This window comes from Halospina sp. K52047b, from assembly GCF_008709855.1.
Classification (GTDB): domain Bacteria; phylum Pseudomonadota; class Gammaproteobacteria; order Pseudomonadales; family Oleiphilaceae; genus Halospina; species Halospina utahensis_B.
On sequence record NZ_VYJH01000002.1, the window covers coordinates 241,666 to 265,746 of the forward strand.

Annotated in this window: 20 protein-coding genes and 1 pseudogene; 12 read left to right on the plus strand and 9 right to left on the minus strand. The window is 59.7% G+C overall.

The genetic code is table 11. The features are described from left to right. Position 1: 1 nt before the first annotated feature. Positions 2-586, plus strand: a complete 585-nt coding sequence (gene msrA, locus F3089_RS03595; protein WP_151439478.1) for a peptide-methionine (S)-S-oxide reductase MsrA — start codon at positions 2-4, stop codon at positions 584-586. Here msrA and F3089_RS03600 read toward each other — a convergent pair. Then, the gene (locus F3089_RS03600; protein WP_151439479.1) at positions 583-1,515 is read right to left on the minus strand and encodes a DMT family transporter; all 933 of its coding nucleotides are present in this window, start codon (positions 1,513-1,515) and stop codon (positions 583-585) included. The genes msrA and F3089_RS03600 overlap by 4 nt on opposite strands. A gap of 96 nt (positions 1,516-1,611) precedes the next feature. Here F3089_RS03600 and F3089_RS03605 point away from each other — a divergent pair, with 96 nt between their 5' ends. Beyond that, positions 1,612-1,992, plus strand: coding sequence for a PilZ domain-containing protein (locus F3089_RS03605; protein ID WP_151439480.1), 381 nt, complete (start codon positions 1,612-1,614; stop codon positions 1,990-1,992). A 16-nt stretch (positions 1,993-2,008) separates the two neighbouring features. Here the strand turns inward: F3089_RS03605 and F3089_RS03610 are convergent, their stop codons facing one another. The 3 genes from F3089_RS03610 to F3089_RS03620 all read right to left on the minus strand — a co-directional run bounded on the left by F3089_RS03610 (position 2,009) and on the right by F3089_RS03620 (position 6,157). Then, entirely contained in the window at positions 2,009-3,841 is a 1,833-nt protein-coding gene (locus F3089_RS03610; RefSeq protein ID WP_192497263.1) for a putative bifunctional diguanylate cyclase/phosphodiesterase, read from the minus strand. A gap of 213 nt (positions 3,842-4,054) precedes the next feature. Further along, positions 4,055-4,552 carry a helix-hairpin-helix domain-containing protein gene (locus F3089_RS03615; RefSeq protein ID WP_202405633.1) on the minus strand — a complete coding sequence of 166 codons (498 nt, stop codon included), beginning with the start codon at positions 4,550-4,552 and terminating at the stop codon, positions 4,055-4,057. A 75-nt stretch (positions 4,553-4,627) separates the two neighbouring features. After that, positions 4,628-6,157: a bifunctional GNAT family N-acetyltransferase/carbon-nitrogen hydrolase family protein gene (locus F3089_RS03620; protein ID WP_151439483.1), complete on the minus strand. Its 1,530-nt coding sequence runs from the start codon at positions 6,155-6,157 to the stop codon at positions 4,628-4,630. A gap of 131 nt (positions 6,158-6,288) precedes the next feature. Here F3089_RS03620 and F3089_RS03625 point away from each other — a divergent pair, with 131 nt between their 5' ends. Both F3089_RS03625 and F3089_RS03630 read left to right on the plus strand, forming a co-directional pair. Beyond that, complete coding sequence (locus tag F3089_RS03625) at positions 6,289-8,175, plus strand: methyl-accepting chemotaxis protein (RefSeq protein WP_151439484.1); 1,887 nt, start codon at positions 6,289-6,291, stop codon at positions 8,173-8,175. A 13-nt stretch (positions 8,176-8,188) separates the two neighbouring features. Further along, on the plus strand, positions 8,189-8,725 hold the full coding sequence (locus F3089_RS03630; RefSeq protein WP_151439485.1) for a YiiD C-terminal domain-containing protein: 537 nt from the start codon (positions 8,189-8,191) through the stop codon (positions 8,723-8,725). Between the two features lie 6 nt (positions 8,726-8,731). Here the strand turns inward: F3089_RS03630 and F3089_RS03635 are convergent, their stop codons facing one another. After that, positions 8,732-10,738 (minus strand): transglycosylase SLT domain-containing protein, encoded by a 2,007-nt coding sequence (locus F3089_RS03635; RefSeq protein ID WP_151439486.1) that lies wholly within the window; start codon positions 10,736-10,738, stop codon positions 8,732-8,734. A gap of 137 nt (positions 10,739-10,875) precedes the next feature. Then, complete coding sequence (locus tag F3089_RS15820) at positions 10,876-11,046, minus strand: hypothetical protein (RefSeq protein WP_192497264.1); 171 nt, start codon at positions 11,044-11,046, stop codon at positions 10,876-10,878. Between the two features lie 149 nt (positions 11,047-11,195). Between F3089_RS15820 and F3089_RS03640 the strand changes: the two genes are divergently transcribed. Then, the gene (locus F3089_RS03640; RefSeq protein ID WP_151439487.1) at positions 11,196-11,606 is read left to right on the plus strand and encodes an ACT domain-containing protein; all 411 of its coding nucleotides are present in this window, start codon (positions 11,196-11,198) and stop codon (positions 11,604-11,606) included. A 76-nt stretch (positions 11,607-11,682) separates the two neighbouring features. Here F3089_RS03640 and F3089_RS03645 read toward each other — a convergent pair whose 3' ends face one another. Together F3089_RS03645 and F3089_RS03650 are read right to left on the minus strand one after the other, a co-directional pair. Next, positions 11,683-12,312, minus strand: a complete 630-nt coding sequence (locus tag F3089_RS03645) for a response regulator transcription factor (RefSeq protein ID WP_151439488.1) — start codon at positions 12,310-12,312, stop codon at positions 11,683-11,685. Then, positions 12,309-13,778, minus strand: coding sequence for a sensor histidine kinase (locus F3089_RS03650; RefSeq protein ID WP_151439489.1), 1,470 nt, complete (start codon positions 13,776-13,778; stop codon positions 12,309-12,311). Before F3089_RS03650 ends, F3089_RS03645 begins: the two co-directional genes overlap by 4 nt. A 148-nt stretch (positions 13,779-13,926) precedes the next feature. On the opposite strand from F3089_RS03650, the pseudogene F3089_RS03655 reads away from it, so the two are divergent. The 3 genes and pseudogenes from F3089_RS03655 (at position 13,927) to F3089_RS03665 (ending at position 18,266) form a co-directional block, all read left to right on the plus strand. Continuing rightward, positions 13,927-15,548, plus strand: a pseudogene (locus F3089_RS03655) (acyl-CoA synthetase). Between the two features lie 67 nt (positions 15,549-15,615). Further along, on the plus strand, positions 15,616-16,986 hold the full coding sequence (locus F3089_RS03660) for a solute carrier family 23 protein (RefSeq protein ID WP_151439490.1): 1,371 nt from the start codon (positions 15,616-15,618) through the stop codon (positions 16,984-16,986). A 113-nt stretch (positions 16,987-17,099) separates the two neighbouring features. Continuing rightward, a complete protein-coding gene (locus F3089_RS03665; RefSeq protein WP_151439491.1) occupies positions 17,100-18,266 on the plus strand; it encodes a DcaP family trimeric outer membrane transporter in 1,167 nt (388 codons plus the stop codon). A gap of 161 nt (positions 18,267-18,427) precedes the next feature. Here the strand turns inward: F3089_RS03665 and F3089_RS03670 are convergent, their stop codons facing one another. Beyond that, positions 18,428-19,054 carry a transposase gene (locus tag F3089_RS03670; protein WP_151439492.1) on the minus strand — a complete coding sequence of 209 codons (627 nt, stop codon included), beginning with the start codon at positions 19,052-19,054 and terminating at the stop codon, positions 18,428-18,430. Positions 19,055-19,682: 628 nt separating this feature from the next. On the opposite strand from F3089_RS03670, the gene F3089_RS03675 reads away from it, so the two are divergent. From F3089_RS03675 to F3089_RS03690, 4 genes are read left to right on the plus strand one after another with little or no spacing between them, the layout of a single operon-like run. Further along, positions 19,683-19,898 carry a helix-turn-helix domain-containing protein gene (locus F3089_RS03675; RefSeq protein WP_095616915.1) on the plus strand — a complete coding sequence of 72 codons (216 nt, stop codon included), beginning with the start codon at positions 19,683-19,685 and terminating at the stop codon, positions 19,896-19,898. A 56-nt stretch (positions 19,899-19,954) separates the two neighbouring features. Further along, positions 19,955-21,148 (plus strand): 1-acyl-sn-glycerol-3-phosphate acyltransferase, encoded by a 1,194-nt coding sequence (locus F3089_RS03680; RefSeq protein WP_151439493.1) that lies wholly within the window; start codon positions 19,955-19,957, stop codon positions 21,146-21,148. Further along, positions 21,145-21,897, plus strand: a complete 753-nt coding sequence (locus tag F3089_RS03685; protein ID WP_151439494.1) for an SDR family oxidoreductase — start codon at positions 21,145-21,147, stop codon at positions 21,895-21,897. Before F3089_RS03680 ends, F3089_RS03685 begins: the two co-directional genes overlap by 4 nt. Positions 21,898-21,914: 17 nt before the next feature. Beyond that, positions 21,915-24,074, plus strand: coding sequence for a TonB-dependent receptor plug domain-containing protein (locus F3089_RS03690; RefSeq protein ID WP_151439495.1), 2,160 nt, complete (start codon positions 21,915-21,917; stop codon positions 24,072-24,074). Positions 24,075-24,081 lie beyond the last annotated feature (7 nt).

Genomic DNA, 24,081 nt, shown 5'->3' on the forward strand with positions numbered 1-24,081 from the left:
CATGCGCGTCCTGATTCCGGTGCTGCTATTGATGACCGCATTGACTGGCCATGCCCAGGGGAATACCCAGACCGCGGTTTTCGCCGGCGGATGCTTCTGGTGCATGGAGCCGCCTTACGACAAACTGGAGGGAGTGACGGAGACCACTAGTGGTTATGCGGGCGGTGAGCTTGAGAACCCCAGCTACCAGCAGGTCAGCTCCGGGCGGACTGAACACCTGGAAGTCGTTCGGGTTCGATATAACCCGGATGAGGTCTCTTACGGGAAGCTGCTCGAGGTGTTCTGGCGCAATATCGACCCCCTGGATGACGGCGGGCAGTTCTGTGACCGGGGTTACCAGTACACAACCGCCATTTTCACGCAGTCGGAGGCGCAGCAGGAGGCTGCACAGGCGTCAAAGCAGGAACTGGTTGAGTCCGGGCGGTTTGATCAGGAGATTGTGACGCCCGTGAGGCAACTGGAGGCGTTCTACCCGGCCGAGGACTACCACCAGAACTATTACGACAAGAACCCGATCCGTTACTGGTATTACCGCACAAGCTGCGGGCGGGATTCCCGGCTCGAGGAGCTCTGGGGCGAGGGTTAGGCGCCTCGGAGATCCCGCACCAGTGCCCGCACCGTGTGCCAGCGGTTGACCAGCAGCGCCGTGAGAATAAGTGCGCAGCCGGCGAACTGCTGCAGCACCATGGTCTCGCCAAACCATCCTGCCGCAAAGAGGGCCACCCAGACCGGTTCCATGGAGAGGATCACCACACCATGACTGTGTGCGGCCAGGCTCTGGGCCCAGGTCTGCACGAAGAACCGGGCTGCTGTCCCCACAATGGCGCTGAGCACAATCCAGAGGACCAGGTTGCCGCCGAAGTCACTGAACGTGGGCTCCCACGGTTCCAGCAGGAATGAGAGCACCAGGGTGACGAGTCCCACCATGGTTAACCCGATTGTGGTCAGGGGAAAGACGGGGAGGGCGGCGCGGCGAGACTGTCGGCCTGCCGGGTTGCTGTTGGCGGCCCTGGAATTGAGCGTGAAGTAGAAGGCGAGGATCACGGCGGCGAGCAGGAAGAAGAGCTGGCCGGCTTCCGGGTTGAAACCGCCATTCAGCGAGAGCAATGCCAGCCCCGCCATGGCGACAGGCAGAGCCACCCAGGTTGTTACCGGCTGCTCCTCGGAAAACACCAGCCTTGCGATAATGGGCACGAATACCACGTTCAGGCTGATGATGAAGGCGCCTTCGCCAATATGGCTGCTCAGGTGAAGCCCGGTAACCCAGCTGCTCATGCCGGCACCGAAAACAACGCCCACGCGCGCGGCCCGCAGGAGCTGCTCGCGGCTCAGGCCTGCCAGCTGCCGCCAGCCGAAGACGGCCAGAACGCCGCCGGCAAGCAGGAAACGCAGCGACAGGAACAGCAGCGGTGGCATTGCCAGAACGGCCTCGCGGGAGAACATCCAGCTGATGGCAGCCAGGAGCGCGGCTGCGACAAAGAGCAGGTCGGATTTAGCAGTATTCGAGACGGGCAAAACAGCGGCCACTTCACAGAGCGAATGGAGTGCGGACTTTACCCCCTGAGAAGCCTTGACCACAATACAGAAAGGTACTGAAAGGAGACTGCCAGGATGAACGAGCGCCGCCGTGAACAGCGCCTGCCATGGGTATCCATGGATGCCAGGATCAAGGTCCGCAAGGGGTTGATTGGATCCGCATGGGTTGATGTGGAGGTTGTGGATTACAACCGGCTGGGCATCGGGATCATTGCGGCGGACGACCTGCTGAAACCAGACAGTAAGGTACAGGTCAGCCTGCGCCTGAACACGGAAGTGGGGGAGATCACGGTGGATCAGGTGGCAGCCAGTGTTCGTCACTCCCAGACGGATGAACACGGCTACTTCTTCGGGCTGGAGTTTGAGAAAGACCCTTCCGAGGGCGTGCGTGAATCACTGCAGCGTATCGAGGGCATCCTCAACCGCCATCAGGGGCTGGCGGAGAAAGTACAGTAACCGCGGAGCCCAGGGCTCAGGCCTTGAGTTCCCGCTCGCTGTCGTCGCTGAAGTAGCGGTAGAGCTCATCGAAACTCATGGGTGAGGCGTAGCGGTAGCCCTGTACCAGTGAGCACCCGTGCATGCGCAGGAAGTACTCCTGCTGTTCCGTTTCCACGCCTTCCGCCACCACCTGCTTCTCCATCTGCTGGGCAATGCCGATGATGGTGGTGGCGATGTCCGTGTTGGGGCCGTCTTCCGGGATCTCCTTCACAAAGGTCTGTCCGATCTTGAGCATGTCGATGGGCAGCGAGCGCAGCTGCCGGAGGCTGCTGAAGCCGGTTCCGAAGTCATCAATGGTGATGGTGACGCCGGTCCTGCGGATGCGCGCAAGCTGGTCCCGTGCTACCTCTGGCTCATCCGAGAGCATGCCCTCGTGAATGTCGATTTCCAGAAAGTGCGGTTCCAGGCCGGACGTACGCAGTGCAAAGTCGATCACGTTTTCCAGCCCCGGATCCCGGAACTGGCGGGCGGAAATATTGACGGCAACGCGCACGCCACGCCCAAGCAGCTGGTGCAGCAGCTTGATCTGCATACAGGCCTGCTGCAGCACCCAGTTGCCCAGGGGCATGATCAGCCCGGTATCCTCGGCCACCGGGATGAATTCATCGGGCAGTATCTCGCCCCGCTCCGGGTGCTGCCAGCGGATCAGGGCCTCCATGGCGGTGATATCGCCGGTGTTGAGATCAACCTGGGGCTGGAAAAGCAGGAAGAATTCCTCGCGCCGCAGGCCATGGCGCAGCTCCCGCTCCAGCGTCATCAGCTGCTCGGCACGGTTATTCAGGCTCTCGGTATAGAAGTCGTACTGGTCGCGGCCCTTGTCCTTGGCGCGATACAGGGCAAGATCCGCGTTCTTCATCAGCGTGTCGGGGGTTTCACCGTCGGCTGGGGCCGTGGTGATCCCGATGCTGGTTGAGATCAGTACTTCCTGCCCCTTAAGCCGAATCGGCGCCTTCAGGCTGGCCAGCATGTTCTCGGCGATCATGGTCAGATCCTTGGTATCCGAGACATCGTGCAGGAGTATGGTGAACTCATCGCCGCCCAGTCGTGCCACGGTATCCTGGGTGCGCACACAGGACTTCAGCCGGTCCGCCACGGTGAGAAGCAGCATGTCCCCGGCGTCGTGGCCCAGGCTGTCGTTGACCTGCTTGAACTGGTCGAGGTCGAGAAAGAGCAGGGCGATCTGGGTCTGGCGGCGGGCAACGCTCTGCAGTGCCTGCTCCAGGCGGTCCTGGAACAGGCGGCGGTTCGCCAGGTTGGTCAGGCTGTCGAAGAGTGCCAGCTGCTCCATGCGTTCATGGGCCAGCTTGAGCTCGGTGATGTCCACCGCGGAGACGATGTAGTTGACGGGCTGGCCGTCATCATCGAGTACCGAGGAGGTGGTGACGGCCGTCCACAATGGTGTGCTGCCATTGGTGCGGCACAGCAGTTCACCCTTCCAGTGGGGCTGGAGGCAGTCGAGGAAGTTGGTCAGAACACCGGTTTCGGTACCGGACAGGTTCACAGTGGCACTGAGGGTGGCGACGGAGTGGCCGATGACATCGTCCCTGGAGAAGGCGGTCAGCTGGCAGAACCGGTCGTTGACGAACTCGATACGGCCCTGCGAATCCGTGATGAGGATCATAGCGCCGCTGTTCATGACGGCACTGGAGAACTTGGTCAGCGTGGTCTCACGTTCGTTCTGCTCCCTGCGCGAACGTGCGAGCCGGAAGCTGAGCACAGCCGTGGCCGCGATCAGGACCATCGTGACCACCACGGCGGTTACCGTTGCGGTCAGGGTAAGCCAGGCTGGAAGGGTTCCCAGTGCCATCAGCGCCATCCTTTGTTATTCCTTGTGCGGATGCTTCAGCTTCCACACTAGACAAGATCCTTTCTATCGTAGGGAATTACGTCACACTTGGCTTGGGATATACGAAGGTTTTACGTGTTAACGCACGTTAATGGATGTATCCGATAGTAACACTTGCTCTGGTAGGGGGAACCGGGGCCGGTAATGGCCCCGATCGCAGGCGTTGAGGCTTGTTTACAGAAGCTTTTTCGCTTCCGCCTGCCAGCTGGGGAAGCTCTTGAGCTTGCGGAACTCTTCGAGCTTCTTGCTGTCATCCGCGGAGGGATTGGCGAGCTGTTTGATGGACGTGATCCCTTTGGCCTGCATCTTCTTCGCAGTGGCCGGGCCGATGCCCTTGATCTGAGTAAGATCATCCTTGCTTGCCGTACTGGATTTCGCGGCCTTGCCGGAACCGGAGCCTGCCTTGGAAGCACTGCTGCCGGAGGTACTTTTGCCTGCAGACTGTTTCGTGCTGGAGGTGGACTTGCTTGCGGCATTCGGCTTCGTGCCGCCTGACGCACCGGACTTCTCGTTATCGGAGGGTTTGTCACTGAAGCCCGCCCGCTCCATAAGCTGTTCACGCAGGTCGTTCACCTGGTTCTGCAGCGTGTCGATCCGCTTGAGCGCATCATTGACCAGCTGCTCCACGCGCTCGACCAGCGAACTGATGCCGAGTTTCTTTTTCTTACCCATCGGTATTGCTCCCTGAATATGCCTGTGAGTCAGAGCCCTTAAAGCTCGATCAGTCTAACATTTCACCAGCGTGGGTCACCCCCGCCATTTGAGTTCGTAGAGGTCCGGCCGCCGATCCTTGAGGTTGGTGACGGAGCCCTCCGCCCGGATCACTTTCAGCTTGTCGAGATCCAGGTCCGAAAACATGATCATCTCGGTATTCGGCGTGGACTCGGACATCACCGCATCGTGGGGGAAAGCGAAGTCACTGGGCGAGAACACCGAGGACTGGGCGTACTGTACGTCCAGGCTCTCCACGCGGGGTAGGTTGCCCACGCTGCCGGTAATGACCACGTAGCACTCGTTCTCCACGGCGCGTGCCTGGGCGCAGTTGCGCACGCGCAGGTAGCTGTTCTTGGTGTCTGTCCAGAAGGGTACGAAGACAATGTCCACGCCCTGTTCCTGGGTGGCGGCGATGCGCGTCAGTTCCGGGAATTCAACGTCGTAGCAGATCTGGATCATCACGCGCCCGGCGTCGGTGTCGAACACACCCAGCTCGTTGCCGCCCTCAATAACCCAGTCCCGGCGTTCGTGGGGCGTGATGTGGATCTTGCGTTGCTCGTCGATACGCCCGTCCCGGTGGCAGAGGTAGGAGACGTTGTAGATGCGGTCGTCCTCGAACAGCGGCATGGAGCCGGCCACAATGTTGATGTTGTAGCTCACTGCCATCTGCGACATCTCGTCCCGGAACTTCTCCGTAAAGGCGGCCAGGAAACGGATGGCCTTGGTCTGGTCCGTCTGGTCCGTCAGCCCCATGAGCGAGGCGTTGAAGAACTCCGGAAAGACGGCGAAATCGCTCTTGTAGTCGGAGAGCGCATCCACGAAGTACTCCACCTGGCGCAGCACCTCGTCCACCGAATTGAATTCCCGCATCTGCCACTGCACGGCACCGAGCCGGACCTGGCTCTTGCGGCTTTCGAGCACCGAAGAGGGCGGCTCGAACATGATGTTGTTCCACTCGAGGAGTGTTGCGTACCCCTTTGATTTTTCGTCTTCTGGAATGTACTTGTGAAGGAGGCGCTTGACCTGGAAATCGTTTGAGAGCTGGAACGAGAGGATCGGGTCGTAGACCTCCTTGCGGTGCACCTGTTTGATGTACTCCGCCGGGTTCATCTCATCCGCGTACTGGCGGTAGCCGGGGATGCGTCCACCCGCGAGAATGGCGCGCATGTTGAGGCTGCGGCAGAGTTCCTTGCGCGCGTCATAGAGCCGCCGGCCAAGGCGATAGCCGCGGTAGTCCGGGTGGATGAACACATCCAGGCCATAGAGGGTGTCGCCCTCGGGGTTGTACAGGATCCGGTCATTCTTCATGACCAGGTCGTCATAGGTATGCGGGTTTGAAAAGCGCTGATAATCCACTCGGGCCGTGAGCGCGACCGCCACCAGCTTGCCGTTGTCCTCGATGCAGATCTGGCCGTCTGGGAATTTCTCGATCATGTGCTTGATGGTGTCCCTTGGCCAGGCGCCGCCGATGTCGTCGTAGACCCTATCCATGAGCTCACGCAGCTGCGGGTAGTCACGCAGCTTCAGGTTGCGCGTCTGGAGGTGGAGTTCATCATGGGCCATCAAGCTGGTTCTCCTTACTCGGTGAGTCGGTTTATGCACGCAGGCCATCATAACTCAGGTTCAAGCTCAGGCGATGGCTGCCGTTAAAGACTATGCTGATCAGGAATTCCTACGGAAAATCGGAGCACCCCATGAAATCGCTGTCCTTCAGCCAGAAACTGCTGATCGTATTCGGTGCCCTTCTGGTCCTTGCCATGCTCGCGACCGCCGTGCTCAACAACAGTCGCCTGAGTGCCCATACCGAGCGCAACCTCAATGCACTGACCGAGCAGGTAGTGGACCAGAGTACCGCCACGATCGCCCAGTGGCTCAATACGCGGCTGGAGACCACCAGGAGCTTTGCCGAAGCGGCTGAGTCCGTTACCAGCGATGATGAAATGCGTGACCTGGCGGCAACTGCAGCCGGCAGCCTCAACCTCAAGCACTTCTACGTGGGGACTGGCGATGGAACCATGCTGATGGAGAACCGCGAGGCTGAAAACGCTCTGCCAAGCGGGTTTGATCCCTCGGAGCGGCCCTGGTTTGAGAAAGCCCGTAGTGAAGGCGCCGGATTCACGGCACCCTACGAGGATGCCGCCGGAGGCGGGCTCATCATAACCGCGACGGCTCCGGTCAACGCGGGGGACTATGAGGGGGTCGCCGGTGCCGACATCAGTATGAACGCCGTCAATGATGTGCTCGCCCCCATCACCATGGCGGGTAATGGCTATGCCATGCTCGTGAACGGTGATGGCAAGGTTCTGTATCACCCGGAATCCGACCACATCAACGCCTCGCTCGCGGACGTTCTGGGCGCGGACGTCTCCATGGATGGCTCCCGGCAACAGGTTCAGGTGGACGGTGAGTCCCACCTGGCCAGTTTCCACCCGATTTCAGGGGCCGAAGGCGTTGACTGGTACGTGGGGCTGATGGTGAACGAGAGCGAGGCCTGGGCGCCGGTTATCGAGGGGCGCTGGAACGCACTTGGAAGCACTGTCGTGGGGCTTCTGGTTGCCCTGGGCCTGATCTACGTCAGCCTGAATGTGCTGCTCAGGCCCGCGCGGCGCCTGCTCCGGGCCATGAATGAGATTGCCTCGGGTGAGGGGGATCTGACCAAGCGCCTTGATGTCGAAAGCCGGGACGAATTCGGGCAGCTCGCCGAAGCTTTCAATGGCTTTGTCGAGAATGTGCGCGGCGTGGTGGCGGAAGCTCAGGAGAGCGCCGGCGAGCTGCAGCAGCACGTGTCGTCGCTGCGTAATGCCAGCGCCACCAGCCGGGACAGCGTGACCCAGCAACAGCAGGAGATTGATCAGGTTGCCACCGCCATCAACGAGATGTCGGCGGCGGTCAATGAGATCGCCCAGAACGCCCAGAGCACGGCGGACTCCGCTGGCAATGCGGATAACGACAGCAAGGAGTCCCTGCAGACCGTGCAGTCCTCCAATGAAGCTGTTGAACGCCTGGGCCGTGAAATCGGTGAGGCGGCCCAGGTCATCGACAAGCTGGGTAACGATGTGGGCGAGATCACCGGCATCCTGGAGGTGATTGAGGGCATTGCCGAGCAGACCAACCTGCTGGCCCTGAACGCGGCGATCGAGGCAGCACGTGCCGGTGAGGCGGGCCGCGGCTTCGCCGTGGTGGCGGACGAGGTCAGGGCGCTTGCCAAGCGCACCCAGGACAGCACCGAGCAGGTGAACAACATGATCACCCGCCTGAAGGAGGGCGCTGACAAGGCGGTGAGCGTCATGCAGGAGTCCCAGGCGGTCAGCAACATGAGCATGGAGAAGGCGCGGGATGCCATGGAGGCCCTGGAGCGGATCAGCCAGGCCATCTCCGACATCAGCGACCGCACCAGCCAGATTGCCACCGCTTCCGAGGAGCAGACCTCGGCTGTGGATGAGCTCAACAGCTCCATTACGCGGATTGCGGACCAGGGTCAGGATGCGGCGGAAGCGGCCTCGGAAAACGACCGTTTGAGCAGTGAAATCAGTGAAGTCGGAAGCACACTTCATGATAAGGTAGCGCGTTTCAGGGTCTGACAGAGGACGCGTCATGAAGGTGTTCAATACGGTTGCGCCCCGGGTTCGGGGCTACTTCGGGCAGCTCGAGGAAGCCGGGCGGCCCATCCCCGGGCTGGCCCGGTTCGAGAAGAAACTGGGCTACGGCCTGCTCAACCGCCTCATTGCGGCCAGCGTGCCGTTCACCCGCCGCAATGGGTTCAGCGTCGTGGAGCTGCGTGATGGCTATCTGCGCGCGCGGTTAACCCGCAAGGGCAACCGCAACCACCTGGGCACGGTCTACGCCGGCGCCCAGTTCCTGCTTGCGGAGATCCCTTTCGGGGCCATGGCCCTGGTGGAGTTCGAGGGACGGTTGATTCCGGTTCTTAAGGATCTGCACATCTTCTACGACCAGCCGGCCCGCACGGACCTGGAGGTGGAACTGACACTGGATGCCGAACGCAAGGCCCGGATTGAGCAGGATGTAGCGGATAACGGTAAAGCCGAACTCATCATCGAGCTCGACCTGAAGGACACCAGCGGGGAAGTCGTCGCACGGGCCGAGGCGAACTATCAGGTCCGCCCGGTCTGACGCCTGCTACTGCACGTCGTTGAGGCACATGCAAGCCAGCTCACGCTCGGTGAGCAGGTGGCCCGGCGGCTCACCGCGCCGGTAGCCGTAGATGACCGTGTACGCCATGACGTTGCGCACATACTGGCGTGTCTCATGGTAAGGCATGGTTTCAACCCAGATGTCGGACGCCAGGTCGCGGCTGTCCTCGTCAATCCACTGGCTCACCCGGTACTCGCCGGCGTTGTAGGCGGCCGTGGCAAGAATCCGGTTATTGTCGAAACGCTCCAGAAGGCTGCTCAGGTGGGCGCTGCCAAGCCGGATGTTGGCCTCCGGGTCGAGCAGGGTGGTAATGCCCTTGAAGTTGAGGCCGGCTTGCTGCGCTGTCTCACGGGCGGTTGCCGGCAGCAGCTGCAGCAGCCCGAAGGCGCCACGGTGGGATTGGGCATCCGGCTGGAACGCGCTCTCCTGGCGGGCCAGGGCATAGACCCAGTTGACGTCCAGGTTGTAATCCCGCGCCGCGCCGTGGAAGCTCTGTCGATGGGCCAGCGGGAACCGCATGCCCAGGTGGTCCCAGGCGCTGGTCGCGATAGCCCCGTGAACGCCCTGTTCATGCCAGCCCCAGCCCTGAGCGATACGTGAGGCCACAAGTACGTCCCGCTTCTCCAGTTTCTCCATGGCCTGTCGCCATTCCGCGCGGGCGGCATCAAGCCGGTCCAGCCGGTACAGCTCCAGCGCCCGGCGGACGCCGGGGGTGGCCTGGACCCGTTCGATGGCCTCGCTGTTCATGGTGACGCCCTGGTGGTTCAGGGAATAGGGCTTGCCGAGCTCATCCGCTGCCATGAAGCCATAGAAGGTGCGGCGATCGGAAAGCGTCTCATAGAGGGCCTGGGCTTCTGCTGGTCTGTCCATCTGGTCCAGTGCGCGAGCCTGCCAGTACTGCCATCTGGGCTTTTCCCGGAGTTCCCGGCCCATGGCACCGATACGCTCAAGCACCTTGGGCCAGTTCCGGTCCCGGAGCGCGACCCGCACCTGCCACTCGCGCAGGGCCTCATCCTCACCGTGGGACAGTGCCTGCGCGAGCCAGGTTGCCGCTTCCGGGTGGAACCGGGTTGCCAGCAGCAGTGCAAGGCGTTTCTCGATGGCCGCCACTGCACCCGGCTCATATGGAAAACGCCCGCGGTAGAAGGGCCATATCTCCGCGGCGCGCTCTGGATCCTGGTTCACCAGTCGCCGCATGCCATAGGCAACGATCTGGCCGACGCGCTTGTCGTTACGGTTAAAATCGCGTGCTTTCCGCAGCCGCTCCGGGTTGCTGTGCACGTCCAGCAGCAGCCGGGAGAGTGGGCGGTCGTCCTGATCCAGGTAACGGCGCAGGTAGCGGGCAAGCCCGGGTTCGCCGTTGGTCACCGCAAGGTGGAACCGCGTCCAGGCAAGTTCCTGTGTAAGCCCACCGTGCTCCCGCCAGTAATCCAGCAGCGGATTGCACGCCCTGGGCAGTGAATAACCGCTTTTCCAGAGTTCCGGTACCTGGTCCATCACCAGGCTGTGCCGGCCGTCCTTGAGGTGCGCGCGCAGGGATAGGCAGCGCAGCCGGTCGCCGCCACTGGTGCCGTCATGGACCTGCCGTAGCGTTGACCACTGGCCGCTGCGCCCCAGGTGGATCAGCCACTGCCGGCGAAGTGTGTGGGCCAGGGGAATGTCGCCGTACTCCGCCATCATGGCGTCGATCTCCGTCGGCGTGGCAACGAAAAGGCGCTTACTGAGGTGTTTCAGTTCCAGATACGGTTGGAGCGGATAGTCTTCCAGCCCCTTGCTCAGCGACTCGTAAGCTTCCAGATCCAGCTTGGCAAGGGCTTTTTCCGCCTTGAGGAAGCGTTCGCGCTGTTGTTCCAGTGACGCATTGTCATCCGTTGAGCGTACAACCGGAACGGCCGGTTCACCGGAAGGCTCGGGCACTTCGAGTACCGCCTGGGTAACCGGTGCGCCGGTCAGTGCCGCTGCCGAAGCGAGAGTAAGAATGAGTCGCCGCATCCCTGATCAACCTCGTGGTGCTCGATTGCTGAAACCAATGGGTAAAGGACCTGCGTGGGATAGCGTTCCATGCATCGCAGCACTGTCCGTTATAGCAGAACGCGGTGGGGAATGCTGGAAATCGTAATGAATATGAATCACGCCAAATCAACAACGACTCGCCCTCTGATTTTTCCTGCCAGCAAGTCATTGGAAGCACCTACCACTTCGTCCAGCGTAATAGATTGAGTGATAGTGGTCAGCTTTTCCGGATCAAGAAGCTCACCCAGCCTGCGCCAGGCCTCAACCCGGTAGGCCAGGGGCTTCATGACCCTGTGGATACCTGCCAGGGTGACACCACGCAGTATGAAAGGCACGGCACTTGATAGGGCGGTACGGATATTTTTTGCTCATCAAGACCACGGGAAATGGTAGATTTTGAGCATACCCAAGACATTCTGCTTAAGGAAAACTAGAGATGAAGCGAACACAGTTTCTCAAGGACCTGATCCGGAACCTGTCACCAGTACTGGACGCCACGCCTTATGTGTATTGCACGGTCGCTCAGGCACAGTATGGCCAGCTGGAAAAGCTGAAACCGATCGTCAGCATCGCTGAACTGGAAGGGATGACGCTGGTTGTTCCGCTCGAGAAGGCCAAGGCGGAAAACCTGGACTATCACAGGGTCTTTCGTCGTATAACCCTCAAGGGGCACTCAAGTCTCGAAGCGCTGGGTCTTACGTCGGTGGTAACAAGCCTGCTGGCTGAGCGGGGCATTACTACCAATGTCATTGCGGGGTTCTATCACGACCACATGTTTGTGCCCAGCGAACGAAGTGACGAAGCCATGCGGGCACTGAGGGAGCTTGCCAGTAATCCGGATAGCTGAGTAACCTCAACGTCTCGAATCGCCCGATGCGGCCTCCTTTGCCAGGTCGGGGAGAGGAGCGGAGCGAGGCGGCACCTTAACGGCGCAACTCCAATGGATCCACCAGGCCGGCCGCAATGGCGATGCCGGTCACGTCCTGGGGGCGTTGCACACCAAGGCGTTTCATGACGCGGGCCCGGTATAGATCCGCTGTTTTTGAACCCACTTCCAGCTTTTCAGCAATTTCCCGGCTGGTGTAGCCCTGTGCCAGGGGGATGAACACATCCCGCTCGCGCGGGGTTAGGGCGTCGATGTTGTGTTGTACGGATTCCGGGACGCTTGGGCCGGAATCCGCTTCCGGTGGCTGCAGCGCCTGCTGCACGCTGTCGAGCAGCAATTGTTCGCTGAAGGGTTTCTCGATGAAATCGAAGGCGCCGGATTTGAAGGCCCGTACGACGATGGGCACATCCGCGTGACCGGAGACGAAGATCACCGGAATCCGGCAGCCACGCTGCTGCAGCTCCTCCTGAACGTTCAGACCGCCCAGGCCGGGCATGCGCACATCGAGGATCACGCAGCCCTGCGCTGCGGGTTCAATGGCTTCCAGAAAATCACGACCGTCCTGAAAACCCCGGGCGTCCAGACCCACTGATTCCAACAGGAACCGGGTGGATTCGAGCATGCCGGGGTCGTCGTCGACAATGTATACGGGGGCTCGTTCAGTCATCTCGAGGGGCTCCATCTGAGTGCTTTGGCATGTGCATGAGGCAGTCTACAGACCAGTCGAAGCCCGCCTTGCGCGGCCGGCTTTGCATTAAGGTAGCCGCCAAAGCCGTCGACAATGGATCGGCTCATGGAAAGCCCCAGACCCAGTCCGTCTGCCTTGCGTGTAAAAAAGGGCGTGAACATGTGCTCAATGCCTTCCGCATCCAGCCCGGGCCCCTGATCCTCAATCACGATCTCCACCATGTTAGCCGCTGCCTCGTGGGTTGTAATCCGGATCCGTGATGAGGTGCTCGGGTTGCAATCACGGTTCGCGTCGATGGCGTTGCGCAGCAGATTGACCAGCACCTGTTCCAGCAGCACCGGGTCGCCCCGGACCGTTGGATTCATGGAGCCGTCAGGCTGGTCAATCGTCACCTCAGCCTGTTCGGCCTGCCATTCGCACAGTTGCACGGCCTTGCCGATCAGCGTGGTCAGACCCGCATTATCGCCGGTATGGGGGGGTTTACGCAGGAAGGCCCGCAGGCGCTTGATGACCCGCGCTGCGTGTTCGGCCTGGGTCTGGATATGGTCGAGGCCCTGCGCGACACGTTCCTGGGCGCCGCCGTCATCAGGTAGTCTCTCGAGGTAGCGCTGGCTGGCATTGGCGTAGTTGGTGATGGACGCCAGTGGCTGATTCATCTCGTGAGCGATCCCGGAGGCCAGTTCCCCCAGTGCGGCCAGGCGGGTGGTGTGGGCCAACTCCTCCTCGTGGCGGCGCTGCTCGGCTTCGCGCAGTTTCCGCTCCGTGATGTCGCGGGTGACGGCGATCACCTCGATGATCTCCCCGGTGTAGGTCTCGCGAATGGCGCGGCTGGCGACCTCGACCCAGCGTTTCTGCGCATCGCCACATCGCTCTGTGTCCTTGCATCGCAGTCGGATGGTGAAGGTGGCGTAGCCGGTTTCCATGAGTTGGTGGCTGAGCGTGCTGCGGCTGATGCTGGCGGAGTTAAAGTCCATCAGCAGTTCGGCGGGCTGATCCCTGAGCTCATCGGGACGATAGCCCAGCAGCCGCGTGCAGGCGGGGGAGGCGTCAATGAAGCGCCCGCAAGGTGCATGCCGTGAGATCAGGTCCGTTGTGTTTTCAATGATCAGCCGATACAGGCGGCTAGCCCGCGTGGCTTCATCCAGCAGGGCGGTTTCCTGGGTCTTGTCCCGGGCACGGGCCAGAACCTCGTTGATGGCGGTGTCTGGGATGAAGATCCACTCAAGAACACGCGTCGGGGTGCGGCTCTGTACTCCCTCAATGGCACGGGTCTGTTTCAGGGCGGCACGCACCAGTGCCCTGACGTTAGCGGGCAGCAGCACCTCCACGGCTCCAGGGTAGTCGCCATCGCGCAGTTCAAGCAGCGCCGGATTGGCTTCGGCTACTGAGCCGTCGGCGTTGAGTCGGACGCTGGGCTGCGGGTCCAGTTTAAGCAGGTCTATCATAAATTTCGAGCGCCTATATAGCAAAGATACTATAATGCTATGGTCTAATTGCTATTCTTTTACCGTTTTTATACTATCCCTATAAGGTTAGTACATAACCCCGGATCCGTTCTTCCGTCACAACAACAAGGTCATCAGGAGAACTGCCATGACGTCTATTTTCGATCAGGAACTGCCGCAGACAGAGGCCAATTACAGCAGCCTGTCGCCGGTTGATTTCATTGCCCGCACAGCGGGTGTCTATCCCGAGTACACGGCCGTGATCCATGGCGATATCCGCCAAAGCTGGAGCGAAACCTATGAGCGGTGCCGTCGTCTTGCCTCGGCGCTGCACGGGCGTGGCATCGGTCAAGGCGACACGGTTGCGGCCATGCTACCGAACATTCCCACCATGCTCGAGTGCCATTTCGGCGTGCCCATGATCGGGGCGGTGCTCAATACGCTGAATGTGCGCCTGGATGCGGATGCTATCGCCTACATGCTGGAGCACGGTGAAGCAAAGGTGCTCCTGGTGGATCGCGAGTTCACCAGCGTAATCCGCGAGGCGGTGCAGAAGCTGGACAATCCGCCAATGCTGATCGATGTGGACGACCCGGAATACGGTGAGGGCGAGGCGATCAGCGACCTGGACTACGAGACCTTTCTGGCTGAAGGCGATCCGGCTTTTGAATGGCAGCTGCCTGACAACGAGTGGGATGCCATCTCCCTGAACTACACCTCCGGCACCACTGGTAACCCAAAGGGTGTGGTCTATCACCACCGGGGTGCCTTCCAGAACGCACTGGGTAACCTGGCGGTCTGGTCGATGCCCGAGCATCCGGTCTACCTTTGGACGCTGCCGATGTTCCACTGCAACGGCTGGTGCTTCCCCTGGACCGTGACTGCGAAGGCGGGCACCCATCTCTGCCTGCGCCGCGTGGATCCGGAGAAGATCCTGCAGCTGATCCGCGAGCATGGCGTGACCCACATGTGCGGTGCGCCCATCGTGCTCAATGCCCTGCTGAATGTGCCGGAGTCACCTCGTCAGGGTATTGAACACACGGTCAAGGCCATGACCGCCGGTGCCGCGCCGCCCGCACAGGTCATCGGCGCCATCGAGGACATGGGCATTGACATTACCCACACCTACGGCCTGACGGAAGTCTATGGGCCGGTCACGATCTGTGCCTGGAAGGATGAGTGGAATGAGTTGCCCCTGGAACAACGCGCTGACCTCAAAGCCCGCCAGGGTGTGCGCTATCCGACTCTGCAGGGGATGATGGTGGCCGATATCAACACCATGGAGCCGGTACCCAAAGACGGCCAGAGCGTAGGCGAGATCTGCATGCGCGGTAACACCGTCATGAAAGGCTACCTGAAAAACCCCAAGGCCACGGAAGAAGCGTTCAGGGGCGGTTGGTACCACACCGGGGATCTGGCCGTCTGGCACGAGGATGGCTATATCGAGATCAAGGACCGTCTGAAGGACATTATCATTTCCGGTGGCGAGAACATCTCTACCATTGAGGTGGAAAGCGCGCTCTACAAGCACCCGGCGGTGCTTGAAGCGGCCGTGGTCGCCCGGATGAGAAGTGGGGCGAGACGCCCTGTGCCTTCATCACGCTCAAACCGGACGCAGTTGATGTCTGGGAGGAAGACATCATCGAGTTCTGCCGCGGTGAGCTGGCGAAGTTCAAGGTGCCCAAGACGGTGGTCTTCCAGGAGCTGCCCAAGACTTCGACCGGCAAGATCCAGAAGTTCATGCTGCGGGACCAGGCCAAATCCGCCTGATCGGACTCCCCTTGTCACTGAATAACAACAATCAGACCCCGGTCATGCCGGGGTAATGGAGGCCTATATGCAACTTTATGAGCGTGAACATGGGAAGGAGCAGCCGTACTGGCCGGCTGGCCCATTCAAGATCCGTCTGCCTTTTATTCACTACCGCTGGGAAACGGCCGAGATGTTCCAGGGGCTGATCATGTTTGTGGTCAGTCTGGGAATGATTCCGCTGCTTGAGCAGTATCTGGGTATTCCCTATGACGTGGCGCTGGCCTACGTGGTTATCTGCGGTATCGGCTTCATGTTGCCGGCACTTCTGGGCACGCCGATGGTACCCGGTTGGATAACGCCCGCAATACCGGTCGTTCTGCTGTTTCTGGGTGACTATGAACCCGGGGCTGAAGCCATCCAGGCCATGTTTGCCCTGCAGTTTCTGGTGTTTCTGATATTTCTGATACTGGGGATAACGGGACTGGGTGCAAGGCTGGTGGAGGTGATTCCCCGCTCCATGAAAGGTGGAATCATCATCGGGGCCGGTTTCGCCGCTCTTATGGGTGAGATCGAGGCCGGTGGCCGCCTGGCGGAGACGCCCATATCACTGATCGCCGGCGGTGTGATCTGCCTGTATCTGATGTTTTCGGTCTCGTTCAAGGGCATTGTGGACAAGAGTGAGCTGGCCAGGAAGATTGCCAATTACGGCATGGTGCCCGGCATGATTGTCGCCATTCTGGTCGGTTTTATAGTTGGGGAATACGATGTGCCCAATGTGGAGTGGGGCTTCACGCAGCCGGCCTTTGCCGAGATGTGGAACTATTTGCCGTTCATGGTGGGCTTCCCGGACTGGGAGCTGTTTTTCTACGCGATCCCCACGGCCGTGATTGCCTACATTATCGCCTTTGGTGACATCATCGTCGGTAAGTCGCTGATGGATCGCGTGGATCATCTGCGCCGCGATGAGGACATCGACTCCAGTCTCAACCGTGTCCACTTGATCACTGCCATCCGCAATGGTTTGCATGCGTTCTTCGCACCTTATCCGGGGCTGGCCGGACCGATCTGGACGGCGGTCACCGCGACCATGGCTGAGCGCTATAAGTACGGCCGCAAGGCGATGGACTCCATCTTCAGCGGTGGCGGCACCTTCTGGATCACCGGCTTCATTGCTGTATTCCTGTTGCCACTGGTCAGTTTCTTCCAGCCGGTTCTGCCCATTGCGTTGTCACTGACGCTGCTGCTGACCGGATACATCTGCCTGATGGTGGGGTTGGAACAGCTGGAGAACAACACTGAGCGCGGCATTGCCGGGACCATGGGTGTGGTACTGGCAGTCTACGGTGCGGGTTGGGGCCTGGCGACCGGGGCGCTGTTGTACTGGATGATTGAGCGGACCCATCTGCTGCGCTTCACGCCGGACCCAGAGGCGCCGGGCGCCACGGATCCGGACTGAACGCGTTCTTGGGCCAGCCTGGACGCACTTTGTTCAGGTCCGCGCTGACCCAAGTCTGTTTCTGCATGAAATCAAGTAAGAGTTGAAAACAATAACGTAAGGAGAGTAATTCAATGAAAACAACAAACATGACTCTGGCGGTTCGTGCCACGACTGCTGCAATGATTCTCGGCACTGCAGGCCAGGCCAATGCCGTCGACTTCACTGCCGGCAGTGTCGAGGGCTCAGTTTATGGCTTTGCTCGAGTAGCTGCCTCGTATGATCTGGACGAAGACATCAACCCAGGTGGCGGCAGGGCTGCCAACTTTTCAGGTATTACGACCGGCAATGCAGACACATCCAGCGGGCATTTCGGCATGGACACCACCACCAGCCGTCTTGGTCTCTCAGTAACGACTCCCCAGGATTTGAAAATCGTAATGGAAACGGATTTTGAAGGGGATAACGGGGACGGCGCAAAAATACGCCTGCGTAAGGCCTATGGCGAATACAAAGGGGTTTTGGTAGGTCGTACCTGGTCGAACTACAACAGCTTTGTGGCGTTCTCGCCGACGCTTGATTTTGACGCAATGCCCGGAGCGACAGGGACTTTTTTTCGCACAGAGCAGATTCGCTACACCAGCGGTCCCGTCTCGGTTTCTCTTGAGGAGCCAATTGTCCTCGGAGGTGGTGTTGAGGGCGGTACTGACAAGACCGCTTCTCCGGTACTGACTGCGAAGCTAGCAGATTCAATGGAAGGGCTATCGTATGCAACCGGCGTGATGGCCAAGCAAACAGCCTTCGACAATGCCAGTAGTAATACCCCAGCTAACACTGACGATGATTCTGCAATCGGTTATGGGGCTTTTGTTGCAGCTAATATGGCTCTCACGGATGCGTTCTCTGTCAACGTAACGATGAATTACGCAGACGGCGCAAACTCGTATGTCTACCGCGCGGGTGGCGCTTTCGGCCAACCTGATGCATACGTTGACGGTGGCGAGGTTGAGACCATTGAGGCGTACGCTGGCACCCTTGGTGCAACCATGGATTTTGGTGGCGGTCAGTCTGTGAACGCTGGCTACGGCACGGCGACATCAGACCTTGACGATGCGGTTAGTGCAGGGGCACTCGATCCAACTGACACAGATACCAACACGATGGTCTTTGTGAACTATAAATGGACACCGGTTGAAAACGTAACTATGGGGGTCGAGTTCGCAAACCTTGAGACCGAAACTCAAGGTGGGAATGATGGAGACGCCAATCGCCTGATGTATCTTGCCCAATACAGCTTCTAGCTTGAGCTCGCGGAACCTGAGTAAAAGCCCCGGTGTGGAGGCTGTGTGAGAACTCAATTACACAGCCCTCGTAGGGCGAGCCAGATGCCCTGGAGATGTCTCCAGGGCATTTTTGTTTTCAAACACCTGCTGCTGTTAAGACAAAGTAAAAGGGTGGCCAGTCACCTCAGCCTGGCAAGCATCCCCTGAACCCCCAGAACATTGATCGCCTTCATCAGGTTGTAGCTCAAAACGCCCAGGCTGTACTCACTGCTGGCCGATGCCAGCCGCCAACAACGGAACCGACCCTGGTTGAGCATCCGTTTGAGGATCGCGAAGGGCGGTTCGACCAATGTCATGCGCTGAACCATTCGCTTCGGTGTCGCCGCTTGATCGGCGGTGTCCAGGATCTGCTCATCGAAGTGGCGCGTGATCGAGCGCCGGTCAGCGTTGGTGCAGCGCGCCTGCATCGGGCACTGATTGCAGCCGCTGCGTGAATACAGGTGCAGTCGATCTCTTCGGCTGATGATCTTGTGGGGCAGGTACTTGCCGGCAGGACAGCGATAGGCATCCTGCTCGGGCAGGTAGGTGAAGTCGCTTTTTTGAAAATGCTTCCCGGTACCGTGATTGTTGGCGGCACGATTCGACGGCACCGTTACCTTGATACCACTGGATTGGACCTGACGCAGTTGCTCCCCATTGGAGTAGCCGGCATCGGCGACGACTTCTTCAAGCTCGCCGCCAACCGTCTCCCGGCTGGCATCGGTGATCGGCGCAAGTTGCTGGTTGTCACCGGCTGATTGGGTCAACGCTCGGGGGTAGAAGCTGGGTTTGGTGACGGGGAGTGCCTTCGAGGTGTCTCATAAAAAATAACCGCGAACAGTGTCGCGGTTATTTTGCCAGCCCAAGGAGGCTGTTTTCACACAGCCTCGTGTGCCGGGGCTTTTTATAGGGTGCGCCAAGTATGTCACGTAGCGCTTCGATAGCTCTTCTTCGGATACAGGTGGTGCTGGCCGGATTACTTGAGCTGCAAGTTTCGTGGGGGACAGGGAAGCGGAGCCCCTAGCCGAACGGCCAGGCTGTCCACCGAGTGTTGGAATTCAGCACTTTGTGTGGAGAAATTTAGTACTTTGTGTTGACGTCCAAGAGGAAGGTACTTGAATTTTTGCCTCCCGCCTATATTTAACATAATATACATTATGCGTAATAAAGGTACATGAGGCATAGCGACGGCGCAGTTAGGCGCCAGGCAAGGGATTTCCTCCGGAAACGCTTGGTACTTTCTCAGTGGAACTATTTATGGAACTATGCAATCAATTAGGGACGCAAAACAACTAGATATAAAATGCGGAAAAATCGCTGGACAGTCAGAGGATTATAGACTGTAGCGCCAAAAAGTCAGAATCGGGATAGTCTCAGCCGCATGAGAGGCGAGTCATGAAATACAACGCAAAGAAGTTCGGAAGCAATGTCCGCGAGGTCCGCAGAGCCCGCGCCATTTCCCAGGATCAGCTGGCGCTGCGTGCCGGGATCGACCGCAGCTACATGGGGAGGATTGAGCGTGGACAGGTGAACATCACCCTGGAGAAAGTCTACAGGCTTGCGGAGGCGCTGGGCTGCGACGTCCGGGAGCTCCTGCCGCTGGAGACATGACGTCGGCCTGAAAGATGGCTATCCTGCCCGTCTGAATTTGGCCAAACGGAGCGGCAATGTCCCATTCAGACGATATCCGGCCCTTTTCGGATGACGAGGTTCAGCCTGTTATCGAGCGCCTGATCAGGCAGCCTGAATTCCAGGACCTGATCGGGCGCTTCCGCGCGGAATGGCTGCACCGCTTTATGCCCGGTGTGGTTCGATTCTGGGTCCGCTGGCAGCTTCAGCGCCTGCTCGGCAGCATTGATTCCGTCGACGAACTCCAGCACCGCGTGGCGCCGCTGATCGAGCGCGGGCTGCGCAATACCACGGATGCCATCAGCTGGTCCGGTCTGGATAACCTGCGTTCGGACCAGCCCTGTCTGTTCCTGTCCAGCCACCGGGACATTGTCCTGGATCCGGCGCTGGTCAATTTCGTTCTCTATAAGAGCGGCCATGCCACAACCCGTATCGCCATTGGCGACAACCTGGTTGATGACCCCATGGTGGCGGACATGATGCGGCTCAACAAAAGCTTCATCGTCCGGCGTAACCTCTCCAATCCCCGCGAGATGCGCAATGCTTTCCTGACCCTGTCCGGCTACATCCGGGAATCGCTCGGTGATGGGCACTCCGTATGGATGGCCCAACGCGAGGGCCGCGCCAAGGACAGTATCGACGTTACGGATCCGGCGATCATCAAGATGCTCCACATGAGCCACAAGCGTGATGGCGTGAGTCTCTCGGAAGCGGTACGGGATCTCAATATTGTGCCCGTTGCCATATCCTATGAGTTTGATCCATGTGATGGTGACAAGGCACGGGAGCTTGAATCCCACTACCGCAGCGGCAGCTACAGCAAACGTCCGGGAGAGGACATGGAAAGCATCGTGCGCGGCATTACCGGTCACAAGGGGCGCGTCCATGTGGCTTTCGGCTCGCCACTCGGCGAAGGGCTCGAAAGCGCACAGAAGGTCGCGGCCGCGGTGGATGACCAGATTCTGGGGCTGTCCCGGTTCTTCCCGGTCAATTACGCCGCTGCGGAAAAGCTGGCCACCCGCAATCAGGTATCCGCCCTGCCCGACAGCGTGGAAATGCCCGAGCGGGAGGCCCTTCGCCAGGCCCATGAATGGCTGGACGGGCGACTGCGCGGCATGTCGCCGGAACAGCACCCCTGGTTTCTCGGGGTCTACGCCAATGCGCTTCTCAGGTCATCCGGCCTGGACGTCCGCCAGCTCCAGGATCCACTTGCAGAGGAGGCATCGTCATGACATCTGTGGTACTCATTACCGGAGCCAGTTCCGGGCTCGGAGAAGGCATGGCCCGCGAGTTTGCCGCCCGTGGCTGCAGTCTCGCCCTCTGTGCTCGCCGGATGGACCGTCTGGAGCAGCTCCAGGCTGACATCCAGCGGGATCATCCGGGTGTGGACGTCCGGGTTGCCACTCTGGATGTGAATGACCATGACGCCGTTTTCCAGGTATTTGATGCATTCTGCGAGCAGTTCGGGCGTATTGACCGGGTGCTGGTCAACGCCGGTATCGGCAAGGGGCAGCCACTGGGCACCGGCCGCTTCGATGCCAACCGGGAAACCGCCGAGACCGACTTCGTGGCCGCTCTGGCCCAGTTTGAGGCGGCCATGGCGATTTTGCGCCGCCAGAATCACGGCCATCTGGTGGCCGTTTCCTCGATCTCGGCAGTCCGTGGAATGCCGGGCACCATGACGGTCTATGGGGCCACCAAGGCGGGAGTGGCCTCTCTAGCTGAAGGGCTCCGGGTTGAACTGCGCAAAAAGGCCTCGCCCATCCGTGTAACCACCCTGCTCCCCGGTTATATTCTCACGGCCATCAACGAAGACGTGAAAAACGCGCCTTTCCGGGTGGATCTTGAGACAGGGTGCCGGGCCATGGTGGCGGCTATCGAGAAGGGCCGACCCGTGGCGTGCGTGCCGCCCTGGCCCTGGACCCCCATAGCGTTTCTCCTGCGCCGGCTGCCGGAATCGATACTGGCCCGTATGTTCTGACCACAGAGGACATTGCCATGCGACATGCCCTGTTGCGCATGCCTGGATGCGCCCCTGCTCTTCTCGCCCTTCTTCTGGTATGGGGGGCTGTGCCAGGTGTGGTAGCGGCACAGGAGTGGAGCGGCGCCGGTGTCCAGGACGCCCCGCATACAGACGCCCTTCCCCAGGTTCTCACCACGAGTCGTCTCAGGCAGTCAAAGGCGCAAACGCCCGGTACCGTCACCATTCTGGAAGGCGAGCTGCTGCGAGATCTCGGTGTACTCAACCTCTGGGACGCCTTCCGCCTTGTTCCAGGGATGACGGTCGGTTATGTCGGCAGCAATGATCCGGTTGTCTCCTATCACGGGACCGTAGCGGTTGAGCAGCGCCGCCTCCAGGTGCTGGTCGACGGGCGTTCCTACTATAACGCCAGCCTGGCGGACATGGACTGGACCAATCTTCCTGTGCCCATTGATGCGATCGACCGCATTGAAGTGACCCGTGGACCGAACGCCGCCGCCTATGGGGCTAATTCCTTCCTTGCTGTGATCAACATCATAACCCGCTCCCCCAGTGATACCCACGGTGTCGAACTGCGGGGAACGCAAGGCCTGCGCGGTGACGATGGTTTCGGTCACTATTACGGCTCAGTGGGCTCAAAGACCGGCCCACTGGACTGGCGGCTTTCGGTCAACCAGCGCCGTAGTGACGGTTTCGATTTCCGCTACAGGCGGGACGCATCAGGCAGTCGTACAGACCGCACCCGGAACAGTCGGGACGGGTATGACACCCTCTCCATCAACTACTCCGGGGAGCTGGCACTGGGCGCCACCGACAGGCTGGCGGTGGAGACGGGTTACCATGAGCTGAACGAGAAGGTTGATCCATCGGAATACGATGGCTTCAACCCCATCACAAACCCGGATATCACCGGGGAGGATTGGCACGGTTCCATCACCTGGCACCATGAACCCTCTGCAGATCGTTTCTTCGAGCTGCAGCTCTATCACCAGACCCGGGACCGTCGCCAGGGCTGGCGTGCTTCCTTCCCGGATCCGGAAGCGGTTCTGGATGATGGTGCCGTGCCGGATGGGGTCACCATCCCCGCCTTTGAAACCGATGTTAATGAGGATCTTGAAGAGACACGCACGCATATCGAGTTCCAGCAGACCAACGTCTTCTCTTCCACCACACAACTGGTGTTTGGTGCCAGCTACAGGGAAGACCGTTATGAATCCGATACGTTCTTCAATGGTAGCGGAGAAACCAACCGGAGCCGGGTTTTCGCCAATCTTGAACATCAGCCGACACCCTGGTTGACCACGAATCTTGGGGGCATGTGGGAGGACGACAGTCTGAGTGGCTCTTTCTTCTCACCCCGCGGCGCGGCGAATATCCATTTCAGTGACAACCAGACGCTGCGTTTTGTCTTCTCCCGTGCCCACCGCCTGCCGGACCCTTTTGAGAGCCGGCCTGACTGGCAGTACCGGGGGGAGAACGTCACGCCTGAGGAGCTCCGTCCCTTTCTTGAGGGACAGAGGCGGGGGCCCAACCTGAGTACGGCCAGCCCCGAGGTCAGACCGCTTGAAGAAGAAACGATAACGTCACGGGAAATCAGTTACCTGTATCAGAAACGCATGACGACCGGCCTGTTCCAGGGCGAAATCAAACTGTTCCGTGATTCGCTCGACAACCTAATATCAGGCGTGACCAATCTCGGACTGAATGAGAATGATGAATCCCGCTGGGATCTGGAAAACAATGTTGACCAGACCCAGAAAGGCTTCGAACTGGAAGCGAACCTTGAGATGCGGGGAAGCCGACTGCGGCTTACCTATGGCTATCTGGACACAGAAGGGCGCTATACGGGCGAAAGGGAAAGTGATCCGGAGAGGCAGCGCGAACTGGTCAGCCTGGAACAGCGCCTGAATGCCCGTCACAGTGGCAGTGTTGCGTGGATTCAGCGCTTCGGTAGAGGCATTTCGGGAGCAGTGTCCTACTATTTCACAGACCAGCTCAGGAACTTCCATTTCGAACGCCTTGATGCCCGCGTTTCCCGTCGCTGGCATCTGGATACAACCATGGTGGAACTGGCCGGCGTATACCGTCATTATCTGACGGAGGATCCGCTTTACCGCAAGGACAATAACTGGGCGGACCAGAACCATCTGTTCGCGGAGGCGCGCCTTCGATTCTGAGGGATCA